The 22907-nt window shown below is 74.6% G+C and carries 18 protein-coding genes; 8 read left to right on the top strand and 10 right to left on the bottom strand.

Features of this window, described 5'->3' with window-relative positions:
* Window positions 1-28 precede the first annotated feature (28 nt).
* Window positions 29-1789 carry a hypothetical protein gene (locus tag E0L36_RS08645; RefSeq protein ID WP_180928225.1) on the top strand — a complete coding sequence of 587 codons (1761 nt, stop codon included), beginning with the start codon at window positions 29-31 and terminating at the stop codon, window positions 1787-1789.
* A 7-nt stretch (window positions 1790-1796) separates the two neighbouring features.
* Here the strand turns inward: E0L36_RS08645 and E0L36_RS08640 are convergent, their stop codons facing one another.
* Together E0L36_RS08640 and E0L36_RS08635 are read right to left on the bottom strand one after the other, a co-directional pair.
* Window positions 1797-2540: an ankyrin repeat domain-containing protein gene (locus tag E0L36_RS08640; protein ID WP_308416672.1), complete on the bottom strand. Its 744-nt coding sequence runs from the start codon at window positions 2538-2540 to the stop codon at window positions 1797-1799.
* Window positions 2541-2557: 17 nt separating this feature from the next.
* A complete protein-coding gene (locus E0L36_RS08635; RefSeq protein ID WP_180928224.1) occupies window positions 2558-3139 on the bottom strand; it encodes a heme-binding protein in 582 nt (193 codons plus the stop codon).
* 312 nt (window positions 3140-3451) lie between these two features.
* Here E0L36_RS08635 and E0L36_RS08630 point away from each other — a divergent pair, with 312 nt between their 5' ends.
* The 3 genes from E0L36_RS08630 (at window position 3452) to E0L36_RS08620 (ending at window position 6349) form a co-directional block, all read left to right on the top strand.
* Window positions 3452-4801: a sensor histidine kinase gene (locus E0L36_RS08630; RefSeq protein ID WP_180928223.1), complete on the top strand. Its 1350-nt coding sequence runs from the start codon at window positions 3452-3454 to the stop codon at window positions 4799-4801.
* Window positions 4798-5556: a response regulator transcription factor gene (locus tag E0L36_RS08625; protein WP_180928222.1), complete on the top strand. Its 759-nt coding sequence runs from the start codon at window positions 4798-4800 to the stop codon at window positions 5554-5556. Before E0L36_RS08630 ends, E0L36_RS08625 begins: the two co-directional genes overlap by 4 nt.
* Before the next feature lie 187 nt (window positions 5557-5743).
* A complete protein-coding gene (locus tag E0L36_RS08620; RefSeq protein WP_180928221.1) occupies window positions 5744-6349 on the top strand; it encodes a DUF1989 domain-containing protein in 606 nt (201 codons plus the stop codon).
* A gap of 65 nt (window positions 6350-6414) precedes the next feature.
* Here E0L36_RS08620 and E0L36_RS08615 read toward each other — a convergent pair whose 3' ends face one another.
* The 4 genes from E0L36_RS08615 to E0L36_RS08600 all read right to left on the bottom strand — a co-directional run bounded on the left by E0L36_RS08615 (window position 6415) and on the right by E0L36_RS08600 (window position 11589).
* Window positions 6415-7725, bottom strand: a complete 1311-nt coding sequence (locus E0L36_RS08615) for an MFS transporter (RefSeq protein WP_180928220.1) — start codon at window positions 7723-7725, stop codon at window positions 6415-6417.
* 46 nt (window positions 7726-7771) lie between these two features.
* On the bottom strand, window positions 7772-9166 hold the full coding sequence (locus E0L36_RS08610) for an FAD-dependent oxidoreductase (RefSeq protein WP_180928219.1): 1395 nt from the start codon (window positions 9164-9166) through the stop codon (window positions 7772-7774).
* 273 nt (window positions 9167-9439) lie between these two features.
* A complete protein-coding gene (locus tag E0L36_RS08605) occupies window positions 9440-10504 on the bottom strand; it encodes a sugar-binding transcriptional regulator (RefSeq protein ID WP_180928218.1) in 1065 nt (354 codons plus the stop codon).
* 125 nt (window positions 10505-10629) lie between these two features.
* Window positions 10630-11589, bottom strand: coding sequence for an ArsR family transcriptional regulator (locus E0L36_RS08600; RefSeq protein ID WP_180928217.1), 960 nt, complete (start codon window positions 11587-11589; stop codon window positions 10630-10632).
* A gap of 147 nt (window positions 11590-11736) precedes the next feature.
* Here E0L36_RS08600 and E0L36_RS08595 point away from each other — a divergent pair, with 147 nt between their 5' ends.
* Entirely contained in the window at window positions 11737-12339 is a 603-nt protein-coding gene (locus E0L36_RS08595) for a TetR/AcrR family transcriptional regulator (protein WP_180928216.1), read from the top strand.
* 285 nt (window positions 12340-12624) lie between these two features.
* A complete protein-coding gene (htpG, locus tag E0L36_RS08590; protein ID WP_180928215.1) occupies window positions 12625-14562 on the top strand; it encodes a molecular chaperone HtpG in 1938 nt (645 codons plus the stop codon).
* A gap of 85 nt (window positions 14563-14647) precedes the next feature.
* Here the strand turns inward: htpG and E0L36_RS08585 are convergent, their stop codons facing one another.
* Together E0L36_RS08585 and E0L36_RS08580 are read right to left on the bottom strand one after the other, a co-directional pair.
* Window positions 14648-16111 carry an NAD-dependent succinate-semialdehyde dehydrogenase gene (locus E0L36_RS08585; RefSeq protein WP_180928214.1) on the bottom strand — a complete coding sequence of 488 codons (1464 nt, stop codon included), beginning with the start codon at window positions 16109-16111 and terminating at the stop codon, window positions 14648-14650.
* A 286-nt stretch (window positions 16112-16397) separates the two neighbouring features.
* A complete protein-coding gene (locus E0L36_RS08580) occupies window positions 16398-18092 on the bottom strand; it encodes a helix-turn-helix domain-containing protein (RefSeq protein WP_180928213.1) in 1695 nt (564 codons plus the stop codon).
* 219 nt (window positions 18093-18311) lie between these two features.
* Between E0L36_RS08580 and E0L36_RS08575 the strand changes: the two genes are divergently transcribed.
* Together E0L36_RS08575 and E0L36_RS08570 are read left to right on the top strand one after the other, a co-directional pair.
* Window positions 18312-19421, top strand: a complete 1110-nt coding sequence (locus E0L36_RS08575; protein ID WP_180928212.1) for a zinc-binding dehydrogenase — start codon at window positions 18312-18314, stop codon at window positions 19419-19421.
* 162 nt (window positions 19422-19583) lie between these two features.
* Window positions 19584-21182 (top strand): hypothetical protein, encoded by a 1599-nt coding sequence (locus E0L36_RS08570; RefSeq protein ID WP_219636135.1) that lies wholly within the window; start codon window positions 19584-19586, stop codon window positions 21180-21182.
* Between the two features lie 142 nt (window positions 21183-21324).
* On the opposite strand, the gene E0L36_RS08565 is transcribed toward E0L36_RS08570, so the two are convergent.
* Together E0L36_RS08565 and E0L36_RS28465 are read right to left on the bottom strand one after the other, a co-directional pair.
* Window positions 21325-21699 (bottom strand): helix-turn-helix transcriptional regulator, encoded by a 375-nt coding sequence (locus tag E0L36_RS08565; protein ID WP_180928211.1) that lies wholly within the window; start codon window positions 21697-21699, stop codon window positions 21325-21327.
* 448 nt (window positions 21700-22147) lie between these two features.
* Window positions 22148-22879, bottom strand: a complete 732-nt coding sequence (locus tag E0L36_RS28465) for a DUF309 domain-containing protein (protein WP_180928210.1) — start codon at window positions 22877-22879, stop codon at window positions 22148-22150.
* Window positions 22880-22907: the final 28 nt, after the last annotated feature.

Genomic DNA, 22907 nt, shown 5'->3' with positions numbered 1-22907 from the left:
GGCGCGCCCGCGGCGTCTGGAGGCAGCAGTGCGGGAGCGGGAACGGCGGGAGACGGCGCCCGGCGGCGAGCGGGCCCCGGCGGCGCCGGTGCGCGGTGCGGAGCCGGCGGGCCGCGCCGCGCGGCACGCCGTGACCGGCGGCCCCGCCGCCCTGACGCCACACACCGTCCGGGTGTTGCAGCAGGCGGCGGGCAACGCGGCGGTGTCGGCGGCCGTCGGCGGGCGCGCCCCCGTACAGCGGGCTGGCGGCACCGGCGGCGAGGCGGAGCGCTCGGGCGCGGCCGGTCGGGACGGGACGGCCCGTCCCACCGCCTCCCCCGGACAGCAGGCCCGGGCCGCGGGGGCGGGAACCGTCCAGGGCGTCGGGGCGACCGGCGATCCGCACACCGTCGCCGGGGGCGCCTCGGTGGAGACCGCCCAGACGCCGGGCGTACCGCACGACTTCCTCGACCCCACCACCAGCACCGACTCCTCCTACGCGGCAGGCATCGGTGGCCCGTTCGCGAGCATGCTGCCCTCCGCCGTGGCCGCGGGCACCAGCGCGGTCACCGCGACCCGGGCGCTGCGCGAGGACCGGTCGGAGGGCGCCGGGGTGCGGGGACAGGAGGCGGGCAGCACCCTCCGCACGGCCGGGGCGGAGACCGCGCAGAGCGGCTCCGCGTTCCTCGGCCAGGCCGCCAGCGGGGCGGGTGGCGCGATGAACCTCGCCGGGCAGAACGTCCACGACTACCACGGGGTGCTCGCCGGGGGCGCCGGGGCCGCCCTGGTCACCGGGACGATCCAGGCCGGAAGGTACGCCCGCAAGGCGGTGCGCGCGCGGGAGCGGGTCAGGGAGCTGGAGGCGGCGATCGAGCGGCTGAGCGCGCCCGACGAGGTGCTGCGCGAGGCCGAGAAGGAGGTCGGTGTGAGGCAAGAGCTGGTCTCCGGCCTCCAGTTCGACATCGACGTCGACGAGCTGTACATCCAGCGCCTGGAGGAGACCCTCGACGAGATGCACGAGCAGCGCCATACGCCCGAGGTCGCGAATCTCGACTCGTTCGAGCGTGCTGGCAGGCTCGAACAACTGCGGTCGCTCACCGAGGCGCTGCACACCAGACGGGCGGAGGTCGACCGGCGACGCGACGAGTTGACGGTCGCGAAGCGGGAGCTGGCGGAGGCCCGCGAGCGAGCCGTCCTCCGCCAGCGGGTGCGCGCGGCCATCGAGGAGGCCGTCGCGGACGTGGAACGGGCCGCGCGGGCGTACGAGTCGGGCGAGTCGCGCGAGATCTCCATGGTGATGATCCAGCGGTACGCGCTGAAGAAGAACCAGCACGGTTACTGGAAGAAGGTCGTGGCCGCGGTGAGCGGTGCCACGGGCGCCGCCGGTTCGGTGGCCACCCTGGTCGCCACGATCGCCGTGGCCGCGGGCGCGACCGCCGGGGCCACCGCGCTGTTCGCCACCCCGGTCGGCTGGGCCCTGGCCGGGGTGGCCGCGGGCGCCGGTATGACCCTCGGCGCGTACAAGGCCTGGCGTTTCTTCGCGCAGCGCTGGTATCAGACGAGCCAGCCCTCGTCCGACGACGGAGCGCTCGGCACCCTCAAGCACCTGGGGAGGACGCTCGCCTTCTGGGAGGGCCGCCCCCGGAAGGAGCGGAAGGAGTACGCGGAGGCGCTCTTCCGGTACGCGGAGGACGAAGTGTGGGGCGAACAGGCGCAGTTCACCCTCACCGCCCTCGGACTCCGCTGGGAGGAGCTGCGCGGGGACCGGGCGGCCGCGGTCGAGCGGATCGCCCGCAAGATGGCCTCCTGAGCGACGGCTACCGGTCGGGCGCCGCACGCAGCAGAGCGGCGATCCGGTCGAAGCCGCGCCGCTCCGCGTGCTCCAGCGGCGTCACCCCGTCCTTGTCCCCGAGGGAGGGATCGGCGCCGTGGTCCAGCAGCAGGGCGACCACCCGCTGGTGGTCCCGGCCGCCGTCGCCCAGGATCACCGCCTCCAGCAGGGCGGTCCAGCCGAGCCCGTTGACGTGGTCCACCGGCACGTCCGTCCGCTCCAGCACCTCCCGCACGTAGGCGACGTGACCGCGCTCGCTCGCCGGGATGAGGGAGGTTCCGCCGAAGCGGTTGGTCACCGAGTGGTCCGGTTCCGCCGGGAGCAGGACCCGGGCCATCCGGACGCTGCCCGTCACGCCCGTGACCAGCCAGGCGCTGTCCTGCCGCGCGTCCCGCGCGTTGGCGTCGGCGCCCGCCGTGACCAGGGCCCGCGCCGCTTCCACGTGGTCGCCGAGCGCGGCGAGCAGCAGCGGCGTCCGCCGCTGGCCGTCGCGCGCCTCGGTCCGGGCGCCCGCGTCGAGCGCCGCCCGCACGGCCGCGGCGTCCCCCTTCTCCGCCGCCGTCAGCAGCGCCCGGTCCGCCCCGGGGGACGGCGCGGGGGACCGTCCACCCGAGGGCGGCGCCGCGGAGGAGCTGCTTCCGGGGTGCGAGGGGCCGTCCGTCCTCCCGCCGTCCTGGGTGGCGCAGGCGGTGCCCAGGGCGAGTACGGCGGCCAGGGTCATGCCGAGCACGCTGCTCCTCCGTCCCGTCACTCGCTGAGCTTCTCCGCGCCAGCGCGGGCGAACTTCTCGTCCAGCTCCCCGCTGGGCGCCCCGGCCACCCCGATCCCGGCCACCGGGGAGTCGCCCGCGGTGACGGGGGTGCCGCCGCCGAGGAAGAGGGTGCCCGGGATGTCCTTCAGGTTCGGTGTCTTCTCCAGGTTCTTCACCAGCTGGGAGGTCGGCGCGTTCCAGGAGACGGCGGTGTAGGCCTTCTTCTCGGCCGAGACGTAGGACTGCGGTCCGGCGCCGTCGCCGCGCAGGGTGACGATCGTGTTGCCGTCGCGGCCGACGACCGCGACCGACACCCGCTGGTTCTCCCGCTCGGCGGCGTCCAGCGCGGCCCGCGCCGCCGTGGTCGCGGCGTCGACGGTCAGGTGCCGGTCACTGGTGACGTTGTCGCCGCCCGCCCCCGCCTTCGCGGGGGCGGCCGCGCGGTCGGCGGCGGAGGTGGAGTCGGAGGCGGTGGCCTGGACGGCGCCGAAGCCGCCGAGCCCGGCGAGGGCGACGGCCCCGACGGCGGTACCGGCCACGATCCGGCCACGGCGGGGGCTGTTGAAGGGGGTGCGCATGGTGCTCCCTGAGGTGTCGGCGCGGTGCGGGCCAGCGGGCCCGGCACGGACGCGGTCTGGTGCGGACGCGGTCTCGGTGCGTCGCGTCTCCCATTCTGGTGAGCCACCGCCCGTCCGGGCCTCGGGCTTCCGGCTGCCGTCCGCCACCGCCTCGGCTGATCCGAGGATCAGCCGATCGGTTGATGCGCGGAGGTGTCGGCGCGGGCTACGACTGTCCGGGAACCCGCCAGCGGGAGACGAGGGCGACCGGCGGAGAGCCGGGCGGCCCGGGGGAACCCCGGGGACCGAGGGTGAACGACGAGGGGAGGACCGGTGCGCGGTGCGAGTGCCGAGCGGGAGGACCGCTGGCTGTCCCCGGTCCTCCACACCGCCTTCTTCCTGCTGCTCGGCGCCTCGCTCGCCCGGTACCTGCACAACCACCCGGGCCAGCCGCTGATCCCCTGGGTCCTCGCGCTGAGCGCCGCGCTCGCGCTGCTCTACGTCCTCGGGCCGGTACGCGTCCCAGCCGCCGCGGGGTCCGGCGCGGCGGGGTCCGGCGCCGCGGGGTCCGGCACCGCGGGCCGCGCGCCGTCGGCCCCCGCCCCCGTCTCTCCCGCCCCGCTGCCGCTGGCCGGGCTGGGCGCGATCACCGTCACCTGGGTGGTGCTGGTGCTCCTCGCGCCGAGCTTCGCCTGGTGCGCCGTCCCCCTCGTCTACACGGCGCTGCGCAGCCTGCCCCCGCGCGCCGCCGTCGCCCTCGTGACGCTGCTGACGGCGCTGGTCGTCTTCGCGCAGCTGCGGCTGGCCGAGGGGTTCGACCCGCACCTGGTGCTCCTGCCGCCCGCGGTCGCCGCGCTGGCCACCGCCGTCTTCCTGCACACCGAGCGACAGGCCGCCCGGCAGCGCGCCCTCATCGACGACCTGCTGCGCACCCGGCGCGAACTGGCCGCCACCGAGCGGCGCGAGGGCGGTCTCGCCGAGCGGCAGCGGCTGTCGATGGAGATCCACGACACCCTCGCCCAGGGGCTGTCCAGTCAGCAGCTGCTGCTCCAGGCCGCGGAGCGGATCTGGGAGGCCGATCCGGCGGCGGCCCGCGCCCACGTCCGCACGGCCGCCGAGGCCGCCGGGCGCGACCTGGCGGAGGCGCGCCGCTTCGTCCACGACCTCGCGCCATCCGCGCTGGCCGGGGGAGCCCCGCTGGAGACGGCACTGCGCGAACTGGCCGCGCGCGAGCACGAACAGGGCGAGCGCGCACGGGGCGAGCGGGTGGGAGGCGGGCACGCGGGCGGCGGAGGCGAGGGCGGCGGGCGGCCCCCCGCTCGGGTCCGCTTCCACCGGGAGGGTGCCCCGGTCCCGCTGCCGGAGAGCGTCGCCGCCGCCCTGCTCCGCGTGGCGCAGGGCGCCCTGGCGAACGCGCGGGAGCACGCGGAGGCGGACACCGTGGCGCTGACCCTCAGCTACCTCGGGGACCAGGTGGTGCTGGACGTGGCGGACGACGGCCGCGGCTTCGACCCACCCTCCGCCTCCGGCGCGCGCGCCGCCGCCTCCGGCCCCGCCCGGGGGTACGGACTGCCCGCCATGCGCGCCCGGGTGGCGCGTCTCGGCGGGACGCTCACCGTCGAGTCCACCCCCGAGGAGGGCACCGTCCTGTCCGCCGCCATCCCGCTGGAGCCCACGCCATGACCCCGGCACCACCCCCGCCCCCGCCCGGTTCCCCACCTCCCCCCGGCTCCGCTGGCCCTTCCGGTTCCGCTGGCCCGTCCGAGACGGCCGACGCCGCCGAGGCCGCCGAGACAGTGCCCGTGCGTCTGCTGCTCTGCGACGACCACACCGTGGTGCGTGCCGGGCTGCTCGCGCTGCTCGGGAGCGCGCCCGGTATCGAGGTCGTGGGCGAGGCGGGGACCGGCGAGGAGGCGGTCGCCCGGTCCGCGGCGCTCGCGCCGGACGTGGTCCTGATGGACATCCAGCTCGGGGAGGGCATCGACGGAGTGGAGGCCACCCGGCGCATCCTGGCCCAGGCCCCGGCGGACGCCTCCGGCAGCGCGCCGCGCGTCCTCGTGCTGACCACCTACGACACGGACGCGGACCTCACCCGCGCCATCGAGGCGGGGGCCACCGGCTACCTCCTCAAGGCCGAGCGCCCCGAGGAGCTGTTCGCCGCGATCCGGGCGGCGGCCCGGGGACACACCGCGCTCTCCGCCCCCGTCGCCCAGCGCATGGTGTCCCGGCTGCGCGATCCGCGCCCCACCCTCACCGACCGTGAACGCGACATCCTGCGGCAGCTGTCCCGTGGTCTCGGCAACCGGGAGATCGCCCGGGCGCTGTTCATCAGCGAGGCCACCGTGAAGACCCATCTGGGCCGCATCTACGACAAGCTCGGCGTCGACACCCGGGCCGGGGCGGTCGCCGTGGCCCAGGAGCGGCGGCTGCTCCCCTGAGGTCCGGGCAGACCGGCCGCCTCACCGAGACCGGCCACCCCGCCGAGGCCGCGCGGCCCGCCACGTCCGTCAACTCCCCCGCCGGGGCGGGCGGACGGACCGTGGCCGCGCAACTGCGCGCGGACGATTCCGCCGGGGACGGCCGTACGCCATGGTGTGAGCTGGTAGAGGCGTCGAAAGGGGAGAGATGCGGGTCCTGGAAGCACGCACGGGAACGGCCTTCGCGCTGGTGGCGGGGCAGACGGTCAGCTTCGTGAACACCCACGGCCAGCAGGTCGTGGACACCTGGGCCTTCGCCGCGGACGATCCGGGCCGCACGGTCTGCACCGGGATGACGCGCATGCGCAACGGCCGTATCGGCCTCGGGGTCGGGGATCTGCTCGTGGACACCACGCGCGCCACGCTGCTGGAGGTCGTCGCCGACACCAGCCCGGGGGCGCACGACCTGCTCATGCCGAGCTGCGACCCGGTCCGATACCGGGAGCTGGGCGCCGAGGGGTACCACGCCAACTGCCACGACAACTTCCTCGCGGCCGTCGAGGCGTTCGGTGCCGGGCGGCCGCCGCTCGTCCCGATGCCGGTGAACCTCTTCATGCGGGTCCCCGTGGAGGCGGACGGCTCCCTCAGCATCCAGCCCCCGACCTCGCGCCCGGGCGACCAGGTCACGCTGCGGGCCACCGAGGACGTCGTCGTGGTCGCCTCGGCCTGTCCGCAGGACATGGCGCCCACCAACGGAGCCGCCGCCGTCCCGGCCGACGTGGAGATCCGGTTCGGCGAGGCTCCGGGGGCGTAGCTCCGGCCGGGCCCCGGCCCCGCGCGCGGCCGTACGGTCCGCGGCGGGCGCCGGGGCGGCGGCGCTCAGCTCGCGGGGGCGGCCGCCCTGCCGGGCTCGGCGTCGGCGGTGGGGTCCTCGACGAAGGACAGCTCCCGGCCGTCCCGGAGACCGGCCACCCCGATGAGCGAGAGCACGCACATGAAGATCATCAGGAGGGAGAGCGCCCACGTTCCGCCGGTGAGCGAGGTCAGGGCCGCGGCGATGAAGGGCAGGGTGCCGCCCGCTATCGCCGCCGCGAACTCCCGGCTCACCGCCACGCCGGTGTACCGCACGCTCGTGTCGAACTGCTCGGGGAGCATCGCCGCCTGGGCACCGAGCATCAGGTCGTTGGCGAAGGTGAGCATCAGCGTCATCGCGATCCACACCACCCAGGAGTGGCCGGTGTCGAGCAGCCAGAAGAACGGGAAGGCGAGCAGCGCGCACAGCACGGCGCCCGAGGCGAAGACCGGTCTCCGGCCCCATCTGTCCGAGAGCGCCCCGGATAGCGGAAGCGTGACCATCTTGACGGAGTTGGCGATCAGCAGGCCGACGGTGCCCACGCTGGCGGCCATGCCCAGGTCCTCCTCGATGTAGGTGAGGGCGTAGACGCTCGGCACGTAGGTGGCGACGTTGGGGCCGATGTTGGTGAGCAGGCACCGCAGCAGCGTCCTGGGCTCGCTCCGGGCGAGGTCCAGGGCCGGGAACGAGGCGTCCTCACCCCGCTCCTTGGTCTCGTCGAACGCGGGTGTCTCGGACACCCGCATGCGGATGTACAGGCCGACCGGCAGGATCAGGATGCTGACCAGGAAGGGGACCCGCCAGCCCCAGGTGGTGAACTGGTCCTCCGGGAGCATGGTGAAGGGCGTGAAGACGGCGGCGGCCAGGATGACGCCGATCCCGTTGCCGGTCGGCGGGATGGCCGCGTACAGGCCGCGTTTGCGCGGTGGCGCGTGCTCGGCCGCCATCAGCGCCCCGCCCGCGTACTCCGCGCCGGCGCCGAGCCCCTGGAGGACGCGCAGGAACACCAGCATCGCGGGCGCGGCGACGCCGATGCTGTCGTAGCTGGGGATCAGGCCCATGAGGGTGGAGGCCACCGCCATCAGGACGAGCGTGATGACCAGGACCTTCTTCCGGCCGATCCGGTCACCGTAGTGCCCGAAGAGCAGGCCGCCGAAGGGGCGGGCGAAGAAGCCGACGGCGAAGGTGGCGAGGGCGGCCAGCGTGCCGACCACGGGGTCGTGGTCGGGGAAGAAGACCTTGTCGAAGACCAGCGCGGCGGCGGTCCCGAAGAGCATGAAGTCGTACCACTCCAGGGCGGTGCCCACGGTGCTGGCGCTGACGACGCGACGGATCATGGGATGTCCATTCGTTCAGGGGATGCGCTGGCCGCTGCCCGCACGGTCAGCCGACGGAAGCGGACTCGAAACGGGGACCCAGGTAGGCGCCCTGGTCGAGGAGGAGGCGCTGGAGCGCGGGCACGTCGACCGCCCGGGGCGGGACCCCGTCCCGCCGGGCGAGAGCGGCGGCGGTCCCGGCCGCCTCGCCCATCGCGAAGGACGGGGGCATGACGCGGACCGCGGCGAGCGCCTCGTGGGTCGCGGAGACGCAGCGTCCGGAGAGCAGCAGGTTGTCCAGGTCCCGGGGCACCAGGCTGCCGAAGGGGATCTCGTAGATGTTGGCGGTGGGCGGGATCCCGTCGTCGAAGGGGCCGTTCGGCCCGGTGGGACTGTGGATGTCGACGGGGTAGCCGGCCACCGCGACGGTGTCCTCGAAGGCGTGCCCCGAGGTCAGCTCGTCCAGGGTGAGGAGGTGCTCCCCCCGTATCCGCCGGGTCTCCCGGACGCCGATGGTGGCCGCCGTGTCCAGTAGCGTGCAGTCGCGCATTCCGGGCAGCCGCTCGCGGAAGAACCGCAGCAGCTCGACGACCTGCTGGCGGGCCGTGAGTTCGCCGGAGGTGAGGTCGTCGGCGTCGGTGCCGTCCAGGCCCAGCACGCGCGTGGTGTTGATCCGCCACACCCCCGGCTCCAGCGTCTTGAACAGCTGGATGCCGCGGCGGGGCAGGGTGAAGGACCCGTCCTCGCTCGCCCGCTCGACGAGCCCCTGGAAGGGGAACCGCTCCTCGGGGTGCGCGTCCTGGTAGGCCCGCACCGCCTCGTCGTCGACGCCCGCCACCCGGAAGAAGAGCGTCATCGGCTGTGTCTGGCCGTCCCCGTCCCGGCCCAGGTCGAACCCGGCCCCCGCGCGGGCGGCGACGTCGCCGTCCCCGGTGCAGTCGATGACCGTGGTGGCGGGGAGCACGCTGAGGCCGCTCTTGTTGGCCACCACCACACCGGTCACCCGGCGCCCCTCGGTGACGGCGTCGGCGACGAAGGTGTGCAGCAGCAGCCGGACTCCGGCCTCCTGGCACATGTCGGCCGCGACCCGCTTGGCCGCCTCGGGGTCGAAGGGGGTCACCGCCTCGTGCCCGTAGACCATGAAGCCCGAGTAGGGGCTGCCGGAGCGGGTCTCGGAGGGGTGCACCGCACCGCCCACCTCGACCATGCGCCGGACGAACTCGTCGAAGACCCCGCGCACCAGCTGGGTCGATCCGTCCAGCGAGAAGGAGGTCATACAGGGGCCGACCAGCCCGGCGGTCAGGTTGCCCCCGAGGAATCCGAACCGTTCCACCAGCCGGACGGAGGCCCCGTTGCGCGCGGCGGACAGCGCCGCGCCCAGCCCGGAGGGGCCGCTCCCCACGACGAGGACGTCGGTGGGCTCGGCCACCGGCAGCTGGCGGGTGAAGGTGTGGCTGGGCATGGCGGACAGACCTCCAGGCAGGGGGGATGAGGGGGGTCCGCCCCGTTCGGCGGCTCGCGGACCCGGCGATGTCCGCCACCATGCCTGGTGCCGTGCACGTTTCACCAGGCTTACGCACACATGTGCACCGTGAGTCGATTGTGCGTCTGACCAGCGCGTCGAGCGCCGTCCGGCCCGCGGTCGGTGCGCGGCGGGGCGGCAGGGGGCAGGGCGGCAGGGGGCAGGGCGGCGGGGAGACGCGGCGGACGAGCGACGGGGGCGGCCGGGGCGCGGTCAGGCGGGCGGCGCGTCCAGCGTGCCGAGCAGGAGGGCGGCGGTGCGCTCGTCGATCACGAGGTGGGTGATGTAGCCCCCGGCGAGGGCGGCCCGCAGCGCGCCGATCTTGTGGTCACCGGAGACGGCGCAGATGCGGTGGTCCACCTCGCGGAGCCGGTCCAGGTCCGGGCCGCTGGTGCGCTCGTTGAGCCGCACCCCGTGGTGGCTGCCGTCGGCGCGGAGGAAGACGGTGGCGATGTCCCCCACCGCCTCGTCCTCCGCGAGGGAGACGAAGTCGGAGTCGTCGAGGAAGTAGCCGGCCAGATAGGGGCTGCTGGGCGTCCCGTCCGCCACCGTGCCCACGCTGAACAGGGCCGCGTCGGCGGCCTGCTGGAGTTCGGTGACCCGGCGCACCACCCGCTCGCGGAACAGCGCGCGCTTGGTCGCCGCCGAGTCGAAGAACAGGGGTGCGGGCAGCTGCTGGACGACCGCGTCGAACGCGGAGCCGAAGGCGGAGAACATCTGGTGGGAGTAGTGGGTGCCGGTGGCCCGGGAGTTGCCGACGCCGTTCAGCTGCACGAACTGGCAGTTGTGGACCGGTTTGGGGATCAGGCGACGGCTGATGGCGTTGACCATGGTCCCCCAGGACAGGCCGATCACCATGTCCGAGTCGAAGACGGAGTTGATCACCCGAGCGGCCTGGATGGCCGTCAGCTCCAGCCGCTCGACGTTGGTAGCGGTGCTGGGGACGCGCGCCACGTGGGCCCGGACGTCGAAGCTCTCCCGCAGGCGCCGCTCCACCACGTTCGCCCGGGGCTGCGGCCGGTGGATGTGGATCTCCACCAGACCGGCGTCCCTGGCGTAGCTGAGGAGTCTGGAGACGGTGGAGCGCGAGGTCCCCAGCTCCTTGGCGATGGCGCCCATGGTGGACCGCTGAAGGTAGTACTGCTGGGCGGCGCGGAGGGCCGTCTCGACCCGGCCGTCCACCGGCGGGCCGTGCGCCTCCGGCTCGTACCGGCCGGGGTCCCCGTCCTGCTGGAGGGGCCGGCGGGGAGTCGGCCCGGGTACGTCCGCGGATCCCACCCGGCAACTCTAGGCCAGAAGGGCCGAAAGGGGTACGGGAAGCACCCGGGGCCGCGAAGGCGCGGGGACACGTCGGACGCGCCGGACGCGGGAGACGCGGCGGTGACCGGGACGCCCGGGGGGGGCTAGACCGAGCCGTGCAGCAGGTCCGAGCCGAGCGGCGAGAGCGCGTGCTGGACCCGGTGCCGGTCCCGCGTGCTGATCACCAGCCCGGCGCGGCGCAGGACCGCGGCGTGCTCGCTGGCGGTGGAGAGGGAGACCCCGGCGTGCAGCGCCAGTTCGCTGGTCGTGCGCGGCTTGCGGAGGGACTGGAGGACGGCCGTGCGGGTGTGCCCCATCAGCGACGCCAGCGGGCAGGCGCCGAGGGTGGGCTCGCGCCGCGCGGCCGTCCGCGCCGGGTACACGAGCACCGGCGGCAGGTCCTCGTTGACGAGGGCCACCGGGGTGCGGTGGCAGAAGTACGAGGGCACCAGCAGCAGTCCGCGACCGTCCAGGTGGATGTCGCGGTCGGTCGGGTAGTCGGCGGTGAGGACGGGCGACTGCCACCGCAGCAGCGGCGCGAAGCCGCGCAGCATCTCCTCGGTGCCGGACGCGCTCTGCACGCGGCCGCGGTGGCGCCGGTCGGCCTCCAGACGTCCGGAGATGGCGGGCCACTCGGGCTGGAGGACGCTGGCGTGGTAGCGGCGCAGCGCACCGCCGACCTGGCGCAGCGTCTCGCGGTCCCCGTCGGCCAGCGTCCGGAACCAGGAGGGCACCGGGCCGGAGTCCGCGAGGAGTTCGAGTTCGGAGCGGAGTCTGCGGCGCGGGGTGGACCGGACGGCGTCGACCCCGCACTCCAGCCCGCCCAGCGCCGCGGCCGGGGTGAGGAAGTCCGGGAAGTAGCCGCGGACCGGCATCAGCGGGATGAGCACCCGCAGTTCGGAGGCGTCCCGGGTCTCGGCCCGGCGGCGCCAGGCGTCCAGTAACGGCTCCGGTCGTCGTTCCTGGAGACCCTGGACGCTGAGCACGATCTCCCACAGGACGTCCGGTCCCTCGGCAACGCGCGTGCGCGCCAGGTCCCCGGCGCTGAAATGTACGCGCAGCACGGCTCCACCCCCCGTTGGTCCGGCTGACACCGGAAGTGCGGCGCGGGTGTGGCGACGGTCCACCACACCCCGAGAACAACCGTTCTCACCCCATGACGGTAGTATGGAGAACCTGGATTCTCAAGATGTGCGGGGGGCCGGTACGTGGTGACCACAGCAGACTCACCGGAGCGTGAGCACGACGGCCCGGAAGGGGAGGACCCCGCGTACGCGCACGTCGTGGCCGTCGCGGACGACCTGTTCTACACCCACGGGATCCGGGCCGTGACCATGCGGTACGTCCGCGACGAGGCGGGGATCCCGCTCAAGCGGCTCTACCGGATGTTCCCGTCCAAGGAGGTGCTGGTGGCGGCCAGCCTCAGACGGCGGGACGAGACCGCCCGCACCGCCATCCAGGAGCGGGTGGACGCGGCCGAGAACCCCACCGAGAAGGTCCTGGCCGTCTTCGACTTCCTCAACGACTGGTTCCACCAGCCGGGTTTCCGCGGCTGTGTGTTCGTCGACGCCTTCGGGCAGCTCGGCGGCACCTCCCCCGAGGTGCACGACGTCGTCGTCCGGCACAAGCGGAGCCTGCGCGATCTGGTGATCCGGGCGGTCGAGGAGATGGGGGTGCCGAACGCGCCCGTGGTGGGCGCCCAGCTCGCCGTCCTGGTGGACGGCGCCATGGCGCACGCCACCATCGCCGGTGATCCGGACGCCGCCCGGTACGCCCAGCGCGCCGCCCGGACGGTACTCAACTCCGGGGAGTGACCCGGACCGCCGCGCACCGCCCGCCGGGGCCGCGCCCCGGGGCGCGGCCCCGGCGGGACACCCCGCCTCCCCGGGGACTCCCCCGGACTCTCCCCCGACTTCCCCCGGGCCCCCGGAGCGGCGAGAGCGGAAGGATCCGTACCGACTGGCGCCGCCGTCCGCCGAGCGGGCAAGATCGGTGTCCGGCGGGCGCGCGCGGAGCGCGGCGCCCGCCGGCGGTGGCCGCGCGGGACCGCGGCGGCCCCCGTCTGACGACTACGTGAGTTGGGTTCCAGGAGGACTGTTGTGAGCGGCAAGGTCGAGACACACGAGTTTCGGGCCGAGTCCCGTCAGCTGTTGCAGTTGGTGGTGCACTCGGTCTACTCCAACAAGGACGTCTTCCTGCGGGAGTTGATCTCCAACGCCTCCGACGCGCTGGACAAGCTGCGTCTGGAGTCGCTGCGCGACGACAGCCTCCAGGCGGACACCTCGGATCTGCACGTCACGCTGGAGACCGACCCGGAGGCCCGCACGCTGACCGTGCGGGACAACGGCATCGGCATGTCGCGGGAAGAGGTGCTGAACCTGATCGGCACCATCGCCAAGTCCGGCACCGCGGAGTTCGTCCGCTCCCTGAAGGAGGCGAACAAGAACCAGGACGCCGCCGCGTCCGCCGACCTCATCGGCAACTTCGGCGTCGGGTTCTACTCCAGCTTCATGGTCGCCGACCGGGTCACCCTGGTCACCCGGCGCGCGGGCGAGACGGAGGGCACCCGCTGGGAGTCCGACGGCGGCGACTCGTACCAGGTACAGGCGGTCGACCAGGCGCCGCAGGGCACCTCGGTCACCCTGCACCTGAAGCCGGAGGACTCCGAGGACCACCTCTTCGACTACACGGACCCGAACCGGCTGCGGCAGATCGTCCGCAAGCACTCGGACTTCATCCCCTGGCCGGTGCGGACGACCGTGGAGCGCCCCGGGGAGGGCGAGGACGCCGAACCCGAGCGGACCGTCGAGACGCTCAACTCCATGAAGGCGCTGTGGACCCGCTCCCCCGACGAGATCTCCGAGGAGGAGTACAAGGAGTTCTACCGGCACGTCAGCCACGACTGGACCGACCCGCTGGAGACGATCCACACCCGGGCGGAGGGGACCTTCGAGTACCAGGCGGTGCTCTTCATCCCGTCGCACGCCCCGCTCGACCTCTACCAGCAGGGCGGCCAGCGCGGCGTGCACCTGTACGTGCGGCGGGTGTTCATCATGGACGACTGCACCTCGCTGCTCCCCGACTACCTGCGCTTCGTCTCGGGTGTCGTGGACGCGCAGGACCTCTCGCTGAACGTCTCGCGGGAGGCGCTCCAGCAGGACCGCCAGATCCAGCTGATGCACCGCAGGCTGGTGAAGAAGATCCTCTCCGCCGTCACCTCGCTGCGTACCAAGGACGCCGAGCGCTACCGGGACTTCTGGCGGGAGTTCGGGCCCGCGATGAAGGAGGGGCTGCTCTCGGACGTCGACAACCGGGAGACCCTCCTGGAGCTGGCCTCCTTCCCCTCCACCCACGACCCGAAGGAGCAGACGAGCCTGCGGGACTACGTCTCCCGGATGAAGGAGGGGCAGGAGCACGTCTACTTCCTCACCGGTGACTCCCGCACCCGGCTGGAGAACAGCCCGCACATGGAGGCGTTCCTGGCCAAGGGGTACGAGGTGCTGCTGCTCACCGACCCGGTGGACGAGGTCTGGGTGGAGCAGGTCCGCGAGTACGACGGCGTCAGCCTCCAGTCGATCGCCAAGGGCCAGGTCGACCTGGACGCGGGCGACTCCGAGACCGGGGAGGACGGCGAGGACGGCGCCGACGAGCAGCGGAAGCAGGACTTCGCGTCGCTGCTGGGCTGGATGGGCACCGCGCTCGGCGAGGACGTGAAGGAGGTCCGCCTCTCCTCCCGGCTCACCACCTCGCCCGCGTGCATCGTGGGGGACTCCCACGACCTCACGCCGAACCTGGAGAAGATGTACCGGGCGATGGGCCAGGAACTGCCGCGCGTCAAGCGCATCCTGGAACTGAACCCCGGCCACCAGCTGGTGGCCAGCCTCAAGGACGCGCACAGCGCCAACCAGGAGGACCCGGCGCTGGCGGAGACCGCCGAACTCCTCTACGGCATGGCCCTGCTGGCCGAGGGCGGCGAACTGACCGACCCCGCCCGGTTCACGCGGCTGCTGGCGACCCGGCTGACCGCCGGGCTCTGACCGGTGCGGGCCCCGCGCCCGCACGGCACGCGAGACGCCCCGGCCCACTCGGTGAGTGGGCCGGGGCGTCCGTGTGTGGTCCGGCTCAGATCTCGGTGCCGACGTACTGGATCTCCTGGTACTCGGCGATGCCCTCGAAGCTGCCCTCGCGTCCGCTGCCGGACTGCTTCATCCCGCCGAACGGGGCCGCCGCGTTGGAGATGACGCCCACGTTCAGGCCGAGCAGCCCGAACTCCAGCCGCTCGGCGAACCGCAGGCCCCGGCGCACGTCCCCGGTGAAGACGTAGGAGGCCAGGCCGTACTCGGTGGCGTTGGCCAGCTCCACCGCCTCGTCCTCGGTGCGGAAGGTCGACACCGGGGCGACCGGGCCGAAGATCTCCTCGCGCATGCAGCGGGCGTCGGCGGGCACGCCGGAGAGCAGCGTCGGCGCGAAGAAGTGCCCGGGGCGCTCGACGCGCGCGCCACCCACCTCGACGCGCGCCCCCCGGTCCACCGCGTCCCGGACCAGCGCCTCGATCGAGTCGACGGCCTTGGCCTCCACCAGCGGGCCCAGTGTGACCCCGTCCTCCTGGCCGTCGCCGACGACGACCTCCCGCATGGAGGCGGCCAGCCGCGCCACGAACTCCTCGGCCACCGACTCGTGGACGTAGATCCGGTTGGCCGCGGTGCAGGCCTCACCGCCGTTGCGCAGCTTCGCGGCCATCGCCCCGGCGACCGCCTTGTCCAGGTCGGCGTCCTCGAAGACGACCAGCGGGGCGTTGCCGCCCAGCTCCATCGAGGTGCGCAGGACGTTGTCGGCGGAGGCCCGCAGCAGGGCCTGCCCCACCGGGGTGGACCCGGTGAAGGACAGCTTCCGCAGCCGGGGGTCGGCCAGCAGGGGCTCGCTGACGGCGGAGGCGGAGCCCGCGGGCACCACGTTCAGCACGCCGTCGGGGAGCCCGGCGTCCGCCATGAGCCGCGCGAGGTAGAGCGCGGTCAGCGGGGTGAGGCGGGCGGGCTTGAGCACCATGGTGCAGCCCGCCGCCACGGCCGGGGCGATCTTGCGGGTGGCCATCGCGAGGGGGAAGTTCCACGGGGTGACCAGCAGGCAGGGGCCGACCGGCCGCCGCTGGACGAGCAGCCGCAGCCCGCCCTCCGGGGAACGGGTGTAGCGGGAGTCGTCGCGCACCGCCTCCTCGGCGAACCAGCGCAGGAACTCCCCGCCGTAGGCGACCTCGCCACGGGCCTCGGCCAGCGGCTTGCCCATCTCCAGCGTCATCAGCAGGGCGAGGTCCTCGGCACGCTCCTGCACCAGCTCGAAGGCGCGGCGCAGGATCTCCGCCCGCTGTCGCGCGGGGGTCGCGGCCCAGGACTCCTGGACCTCCGCGGCGGCGTCCAGCGCCGCCACGGCGTCGGCGGACGTCGCGGACGCCACCTCGGTGAGGGCCCCTCCGGTCGCCGGGTTCTCCACCGTGAAGGTGGCGCCGTCCGCGGCGTCCCGCCACTGCCCCCCGATCAGCAGACCGGTCGGGGTCCTCGCCAGCACGTCGCCCACGCGCACGTCGCTCATCGTCTCCCTGCCTCTCTTCGGCCGGTTCGGCCGGTTCTCGGGCCGTCGCGGCCGCGACGGGGCCGCTCGGCCCCGCGCGGTCCGCCGGCGCCGCACGCCTCGCTCACCCGGGTCCCCGTGGATACCGGCCCCGTGCCCGGCCACACGGCGCGGGAGGGGTCGGGCGGGCGGAACGGGCCGCCCGCGCCCGGTGGCGCCAGGCTCACACGCGCGCCCCGGCCCGGGCGACGTGCCCGTGCCCATCCCGGCGCGGGTGTGGTGTGCGTACGTCCACCCCCGGGCGCGGTCAGGGCCGCAGACCCACCCGCGCGTCGCGCACCCGCAGCGCGAGGTGGGTCTCCAGACGGCGCGGCGAGGCGTCCCAGTCCGGCCCGAGCAGCGTGCGGGTGCGGTCCAGCCGCTGCCGCACGGTGTTGCGGTGCACGTGCAGCAGCTCGGCGGTGCGGGCGACGTTCCCGTCGGTCTCCAGGTAGCAGAAGGCGGTGCGGACGAGGTCGGTGCCGTGCCGCTCGTCGTACGCGACCAGTGGGTCGACCCCGGCCGTCAGGCTGCCCGGCAGCCCGCCCCGGCCCGCGAGGTCCAGCAGCGCCCCGAGCATGCCGAGCCGACCGCCGTCCATGACCTCGTCGCGGCCGAGCAGACTCAGCGAGCCCAGGGCGAGTTCGGCGCGCTGGTGCGCGTCGGGCAGCTCCCGCACCCCGTCGGCCGGACCGCCCACCCCGGCGCGCACCGGCCAGCCGTGGTCGGCGAAGGCGCGGCGCAGCCGGGCCTCCCAGCGGGGGTCGGAGGTCACCAGGCACACGTGGTCGCCGTGCTGGGCGGTGAGCGCGCCGGGGCCGAGCGCCGCGTGCAGCGCCCGCAGCCGGGTGTGGACGGCGTCCCTGGGGACGGCGACGGCCACGCTCCACAGCCGGTCGCCGGGGCGCAACCCCCAGTGGTGCATGCGCCTCGCGAGGCGTTCGCGCGGCACCTCCCGCCCCGCGAGGAGGTCGTCGAGCAGGTCGTGCCCGCGCCGCAGGTCGGCGTCCTCCGCGGCGCGGGCGAACAGCAGGGCGAGGGCCACGTGCACGCTGACCCGCTCCAGCAGCGCGCGCCCGGCCTCGTCGACGGGGGTGGCGCACTCCAGCGTCCCCAGGTGCTCCCCGGCGGCCGTGACGTCCACCGCGATCGCCTCGCCGCCGCCTCCGCCGTCCCCGCCCGGGCCGGGCGTGCCCGGTCCGCCGTCTCCGGGCGCGTCCGTGGTGGAGGCGACCGGGCCGCCGCCGGGGCCGCGCAGCCGCAGCGCGGTGCCGACCTCCCGGGCGCCGAGCGCGAGCACCCGGCGTACGTCCGGCTCGGCCATCACGGCCTGCATCAGCCGCCGGTCGAGGTCGAGAACCCGCGTGGCCAGGGCCAGTTCGGCCGCGGCGCGGCGCTCCTGCGCCTCCAGCCGCTCGGCGAACCGGGTCAGCTCCTCGAAGCGCAGGGAGTTGTCGAGCGCCACCGCCGCCTGCTTGCCGATCGACTCGACGCAGCCGACCTCCTCGGGCGTGTACTGGCGCCGCCGCCGTTCGGCCACCACCAGCGCCCCGATGACCCGGCCCTCGACGGTCAGCGGGGCGCCCATGATCGACTGCACGCCCTCGCCGCGGACGATCTCGTCCACCTCCGGTGAGTGCACCAGCGCCTCGTCCTCCAGATAGCCGGAGGTGCGGTACGGCGCGAGCCCCGTGGCCGCCTGTCCGAGCACGCCCTCGCCCAGTGGCATCCGCAGCGTCCGGTAGGCGGTGGTGGTCACCCCCTCCGACCAGCGAATGTAGGTCTCCCCGCGGTCCCGGTCGTTCAGGCTGATGTAGGCCATGTCCGCGCCGACGACGCTGCGGGTGCGGCGCACGATCGCCTGGAGCTGCGCCTCGACGTCACGGAGGGTGGCCAGATCGGCGGCGGTGTCGAGCAGTACGCGCAGCAGGTGCTCCCGCGACCCACCCGAAATGTTCATCATGCACACAAGGTACGACGTGTTGTGGGCGGGACTCCGTCGCCCCCACGGTGCGCGCCCGGGAAACTCGACCCGACCCACGACGACGGGACGGCAGGTCCGTACCCGCCCGGAACGCATGACGACGACGTCCGTGCGGACCTGGGCCCGCCGATCCCCGACGATCACCGGTGCCCGGTCCCGGCGGCCCATCCGCCCGGCGTCGGAAAGAGGTGACCTGGAGTGCGCATCACTGGAGCCGTTCTGGAGGAGATCGGACGGTCGCGTCCCTACGCGGAGTCGACGCCGATCAGCGTGTGCGAGCTGGACCTCTCGGAGCCGGGCCCGACCGAGGTGCGCGTCCGCATCGAGGCCGCCGGGATCTGCCACTCCGACCTCTCGGTCGTGGACGGCAACCGTGTCCGCCCGCTGCCGATGCTCCTCGGGCACGAGGCCGCCGGCCGGGTCGAGGCCGTCGGCGCCGAGGTCGACCTGGAGCCCGGGCAGCGGGTCGTGATGGCCTTCCTGCCGCGCTGTGAGGACTGTCCCGGCTGCGCCACCGACGGGCGGCTGCCCTGCGGTCCCGGCTCCGCCGCCAACAACGAGGGGACGCTGCTGCACGGCGGCCGTCACCTGTCCCGCGACGGCGAGACCGTCCAGCACCACCTGGGCGTCTCGGGCTTCGCGACGCACGCGGTGGTCGACCGGGCCTCCGTGGTGCCCGTCGGCGACGACATCCCCCCGGAGGTCGCCGCGGTGCTCGGCTGCGCGGTGCTCACCGGCGGCGGGGCGCTGCTCAACGCGGTGCGGCCGGAGCCTGGCGAGAGCGTCATGGTGGTGGGGCTCGGCGGGGTCGGCATGGCCGCGCTGCTCGCCGCCGTCGCGGAGCGCACCGGTGAGGTCATCGCCGTCGACACGGTCCCCGAGAAGCTGGAGCTGGCCCGGGAGTTCGGCGCCGACCGCGTGTACACCCCGTCCGAGGTCGCCGAGGGGGGCGTCCGCGCCTCCCACGTGATCGAGTGCGCCGGACACCCCCGCGCCTTCGAGACCGCCTTCGGCGCTACCGCGCCGGGCGGCCGGACCGTCACCGTCGGGCTGCCCGACCCGGCGGCCCGCTCCGAGATCTCCCCGCTCACGCTGACCGGCGAGGCCCGGACGGTGATCGGCTCGTACCTGGGCTCCGCCGTTCCGGCGCGCGATATCCCGCGCTTCGCCCAGTGGTGGCGCGAGGGCCGCCTTCCGGTGGAGCGGATGATCAGCCGTCGCATCGCGCTCTCACAGGTCAACGAGGCGATGGACGAGCTGGCGGACGGCCGGGCCGTGCGGCAGGTCATCCTCTTCGACGACGCCTGACGCCGTCCGGGGCGGGCGGTGGCCAGCCACCGCCCGCCCCTCCTTCTCCCCCACTCCACACGGCGGGCCTGCCGGGTCTCCTCGGGCTCCGGACGGCAGCCGCGTGCGCCATCCCCGGTACGGCGGTGCTGAGGCCGCCCCGATCCACCCGAGGAACCACCCGTGAAGAAGACCCCGAGTCGCGCCCCCGACGCGCTCTCCCCCCACTGGAAGGTCGGCCCGTTCGACGTCCGGTTGCCGTTCGTGCACTACCGGTTCGAGTGGCAGGACTACAGCCAGGGCCTGCTGATGTGCGCTGTCGACCTCTCGGCCATCCCGCTGATGACCGAGCTGCTCGGGATGCCGTTCGAGGTGGCGCTCGCCGTCGTCGTCCTCAACGGCCTGCTGTACCTGCTGCACCACCTGCTGGGTGACCCCGTCGTACCCGGCTGGATCACGCCCGCCATCCCGCTGCTGATGGCCTACTGCTCGCAGTTCCCCGAGGGGGAGGAGCGGGTACACGCCCTGATCGCCTTCCAGTTGATGCTCGCCGCGCTGTCGATCTTCCTCGGTGTGACAGGACTGGCGAGCAAGGTGGTGCGGATCGTCCCGAACGCGCTGCGCGCCGGGGTGATCATCGGCGCCGGGTTCGCGGCCGTGCAGGGCGTGTTCGAGGCGGGCGGGCGGTTCGACACCTTCCCCGTCACCATCACCGTGGCCGTCGCCCTCGCCTTCTACCTGATGTACTCGCGGCACTTCGCGGGCCTTCAGCGGCGCTCGCGGGTCTGGCGGACCATCGGTGGCCTCGGCATCCTGCCGTGCGTCCTGCTGGCCGTGTTCGTCGCCCCGCTGTTCGGCGAGGCCCCCTGGCCGACGATCGAGTGGGGCTTCTCCTCCCCCGACTTCGTCACCCTGTGGACCGACTACACGGTGTTCGGCCTCGGCCTGCCGCCGCTGTCGATGTTCCTCACCGCCGTGCCCACCGTGCTCGCCGCCTACATCGTCGTCTTCGGCGACGTCCTCCAGGCCCGCTCCGTGCTGGGCGAGGCGGCCAAGGCCCGCCCGGACGAGGCCGTCCGGTACAACCCGAACCGCGCCCACATGATCTTCGGCGGCCGGAACATGCTGATGGGCGTCTTCGGACCGGACACCGCGATGTGCGGCCCGCTCTGGGCGGCCATGCACGTGACGATCTCGGAGCGGTACAAGAAGGGCCGCGACACGATGCGGTCGATCTTCGGCGGCGCGGGCTCCTTCCGCTGGGGCACGAACACGGCGCTCTGGCTGATGCCGATCGTCAGCCTGCTGGAGCCCATCCTGGGCGTGGCGCTCGCGCTGACCCTGATCATCCAGGGCTACGTCAGCGTGCGGGTCGGTGTCCTGGAGTCCCGCAGCCGCACCGACCTGGGCATCGCGGGGGTGACCGGCGCCGTGCTCGCCGTGCAGGGCGCGTCCTGGGGCTTCGTCACCGGCATCCTGCTGTGCCTCGTCATCTACGGACGGCGGTTCTTCAGCGGCGAGGACGACGGCGTCATCAACCACGACGATGACGAGACCGGCGGCCCGGACGGCGCCGTCCACCCGGCCGACGGGGCCGAAGCGGCCCACCCGGGCGACGCGACCGGCCCGGCCACGGGCGAGGCCACCGGCGGCACCGGCGGCACGGCCCCCGGCGGCGTCCCGTCCGTCGCGCCGGCCCCGGTCGCCGTAGGAAGCGAGGGGGCGCGGGAGGCGCGGCCGCGCGGCGACGGCGCACGGGACCGCGACACCGCCGAGCGCTGACGTCCGAGCCCCGGTCCGGCCCCACGGTCCGGCGGTTCCCAGCTCACCGGCGCGGGCTCTCCCCCGGGAGGGCCCGTGCCGCGTCTCCCCCGCCGGTCTCCCGGCTCGCCTCTCGGACGGCGCGCCCAGCGGACGGGGCCGTTCACGCCCCGGCGGTGTCCAGCTCCTGGCTCGCGCACGACAGACCACGGCAGCCACCGGCACCGGCGGGTACCGCCACGTCCTGGCACCAGCAGAACGCGCAGGCCGCGACGATCCCCACCTGGAGGCGGGAGCGCAGCCGCAGTTTGCTCATGATGCGCGTGAGGTGGACCCGGGCCGTGCGCTCCGAGATGGAGAGGCGCTTGGCGATGGCCCGGTTGTCCTTGCCCATGCCGACCAGCTGGAACACCTCCTCCTCCCGTTCGGTGAGCGTGGCGATGTACGCGTAGCTCGCGCGGAGACTCGGCGGGGCGCACTTGGCGGCCCCCACCCGCGAGCCGTCAGCCAGATCCCCGCCGCGCGACCCGTCCCCCATGGCGTCCTCCTCCGCTCTCGGTTCCGGGGAGGAGGACGCGGACGTCCCGTCGGCCGCGGGGACACTCCGCCACGACGCGGGGCCGACGGTGGACCCGCCAGCGGAACCCCACGTTCCGTCGAACCGACTCCCCGGGTTTCACCGGGATTTTCGCACCGGTGCAGGGCTGGCTACACGGTGTTTCGGGCAGCGCCGAAACACCGTGCGCGCGACCGGTCAGGTGCGGAGGGGGACGCGGCGAGCGGCACGGTGGGGGAACCGCGCTCCCTCTCCGTACCGGGCCCGGCGGCGGTGCGGCACACCAGCCCGGTGCCCTCGGCCGGGGGCCAGCGGCCGTTCCGGTACCGGCTCGGCCGCGACGCGCACACCGGGGCGCGCGGTGGACGGCGGCGGCGGACGCCGCGGGCCGTGTCGGCGGCGCGCGATCGGCGGAGCCGGGCGGGCGGGGTCAGCCGGGGTGGCGGAGCGGGGGTGGCGGGTCCTGGACCGCGGCGGGGTCTGCCGCCGCCGCGCGGGCCCAGGCCGAGAGGGCCGCGGCGGCGACGCCGTGCGGCGGCCGCTCGGCGAACGGGGCGAGCCCGTCGGCGGCGCGCCGGAGCAGCGCCGCCGCGCCGTTGGGGTTGCCCCGGGCGGCGTGGGTGAGACCGACGGCGAACTGGGCGAGCGACCTCCAGAGCCGGCGTTCGTTCGCCGGGCCGGACTTCCAGGCGTCCTCCAGGACCTCGTGGGCGTGGAAGGGCATGCCGGCGTCGAGGAGGTGCTGGGCCTCGGTGAGGGTCTCGTCGGGGGTGCGGACGACGCCCTCGGGCGCGCGGGCGACGCCCCGGGTGCCGTAGGGCAGGGGGCGCCCCAGTCCGTCGCGGGGGCGGGCGTTCCGGGCCCGCCCGGTGGCCGGATCCCGATCCCGGGACCGGGCGGGGGCGGCCGCCCCCTCACTGGTCTCCGGTCCGGGGGCCGTCGGCCCGGTCCCGGTGAACTCGGCCCCGGCGGGCCCCGGTTCGGCGGACTCGGTCTCCGCCCGCTCCGGCCCGGCGGGCCCGCTCTCCGGCTCGGCGTCGGCGGTGGCGCCGCAGCGGGGGCAGGGGGTGCCGGGATCGGCCGTGTCGCGGACGGCGCCGCACTCCGGGCAGACCAGCGCGGCCCAGCAGGCGGGGTCGCCCCCCTCGCGGTCGTCGCTCACCGGTGCCTCCTTCGCCTCCGCACGTCAT

The sequence above is a fragment of the Streptomyces sp. AJS327 genome (assembly GCF_013450295.1).
Lineage (GTDB): Bacteria > Actinomycetota > Actinomycetes > Streptomycetales > Streptomycetaceae > Streptomyces.
The sequence above is the reverse complement of the archived record's forward strand: the minus strand, read 5'-3'. Positions and strand labels throughout refer to the sequence as shown.

Coding starts and splice junctions, on each gene's coding strand:
- E0L36_RS08635 (WP_180928224.1), bottom strand. CDS start 3,139: ATGCGCACCCCCTTCAACAGCCCCCGCCGTGGCCGGATCGTGGCCGGT.
- E0L36_RS08625 (WP_180928222.1), top strand. CDS start 4,798: ATGACCCCGGCACCACCCCCGCCCCCGCCCGGTTCCCCACCTCCCCCC.
- E0L36_RS08620 (WP_180928221.1), top strand. CDS start 5,744: ATGCGGGTCCTGGAAGCACGCACGGGAACGGCCTTCGCGCTGGTGGCG.
- E0L36_RS08615 (WP_180928220.1), bottom strand. CDS start 7,725: ATGATCCGTCGCGTCGTCAGCGCCAGCACCGTGGGCACCGCCCTGGAG.
- E0L36_RS08610 (WP_180928219.1), bottom strand. CDS start 9,166: ATGCCCAGCCACACCTTCACCCGCCAGCTGCCGGTGGCCGAGCCCACC.
- E0L36_RS08585 (WP_180928214.1), bottom strand. CDS start 16,111: ATGAGCGACGTGCGCGTGGGCGACGTGCTGGCGAGGACCCCGACCGGT.
- E0L36_RS08580 (WP_180928213.1), bottom strand. CDS start 18,092: ATGATGAACATTTCGGGTGGGTCGCGGGAGCACCTGCTGCGCGTACTG.
- E0L36_RS08565 (WP_180928211.1), bottom strand. CDS start 21,699: ATGGGGGACGGGTCGCGCGGCGGGGATCTGGCTGACGGCTCGCGGGTG.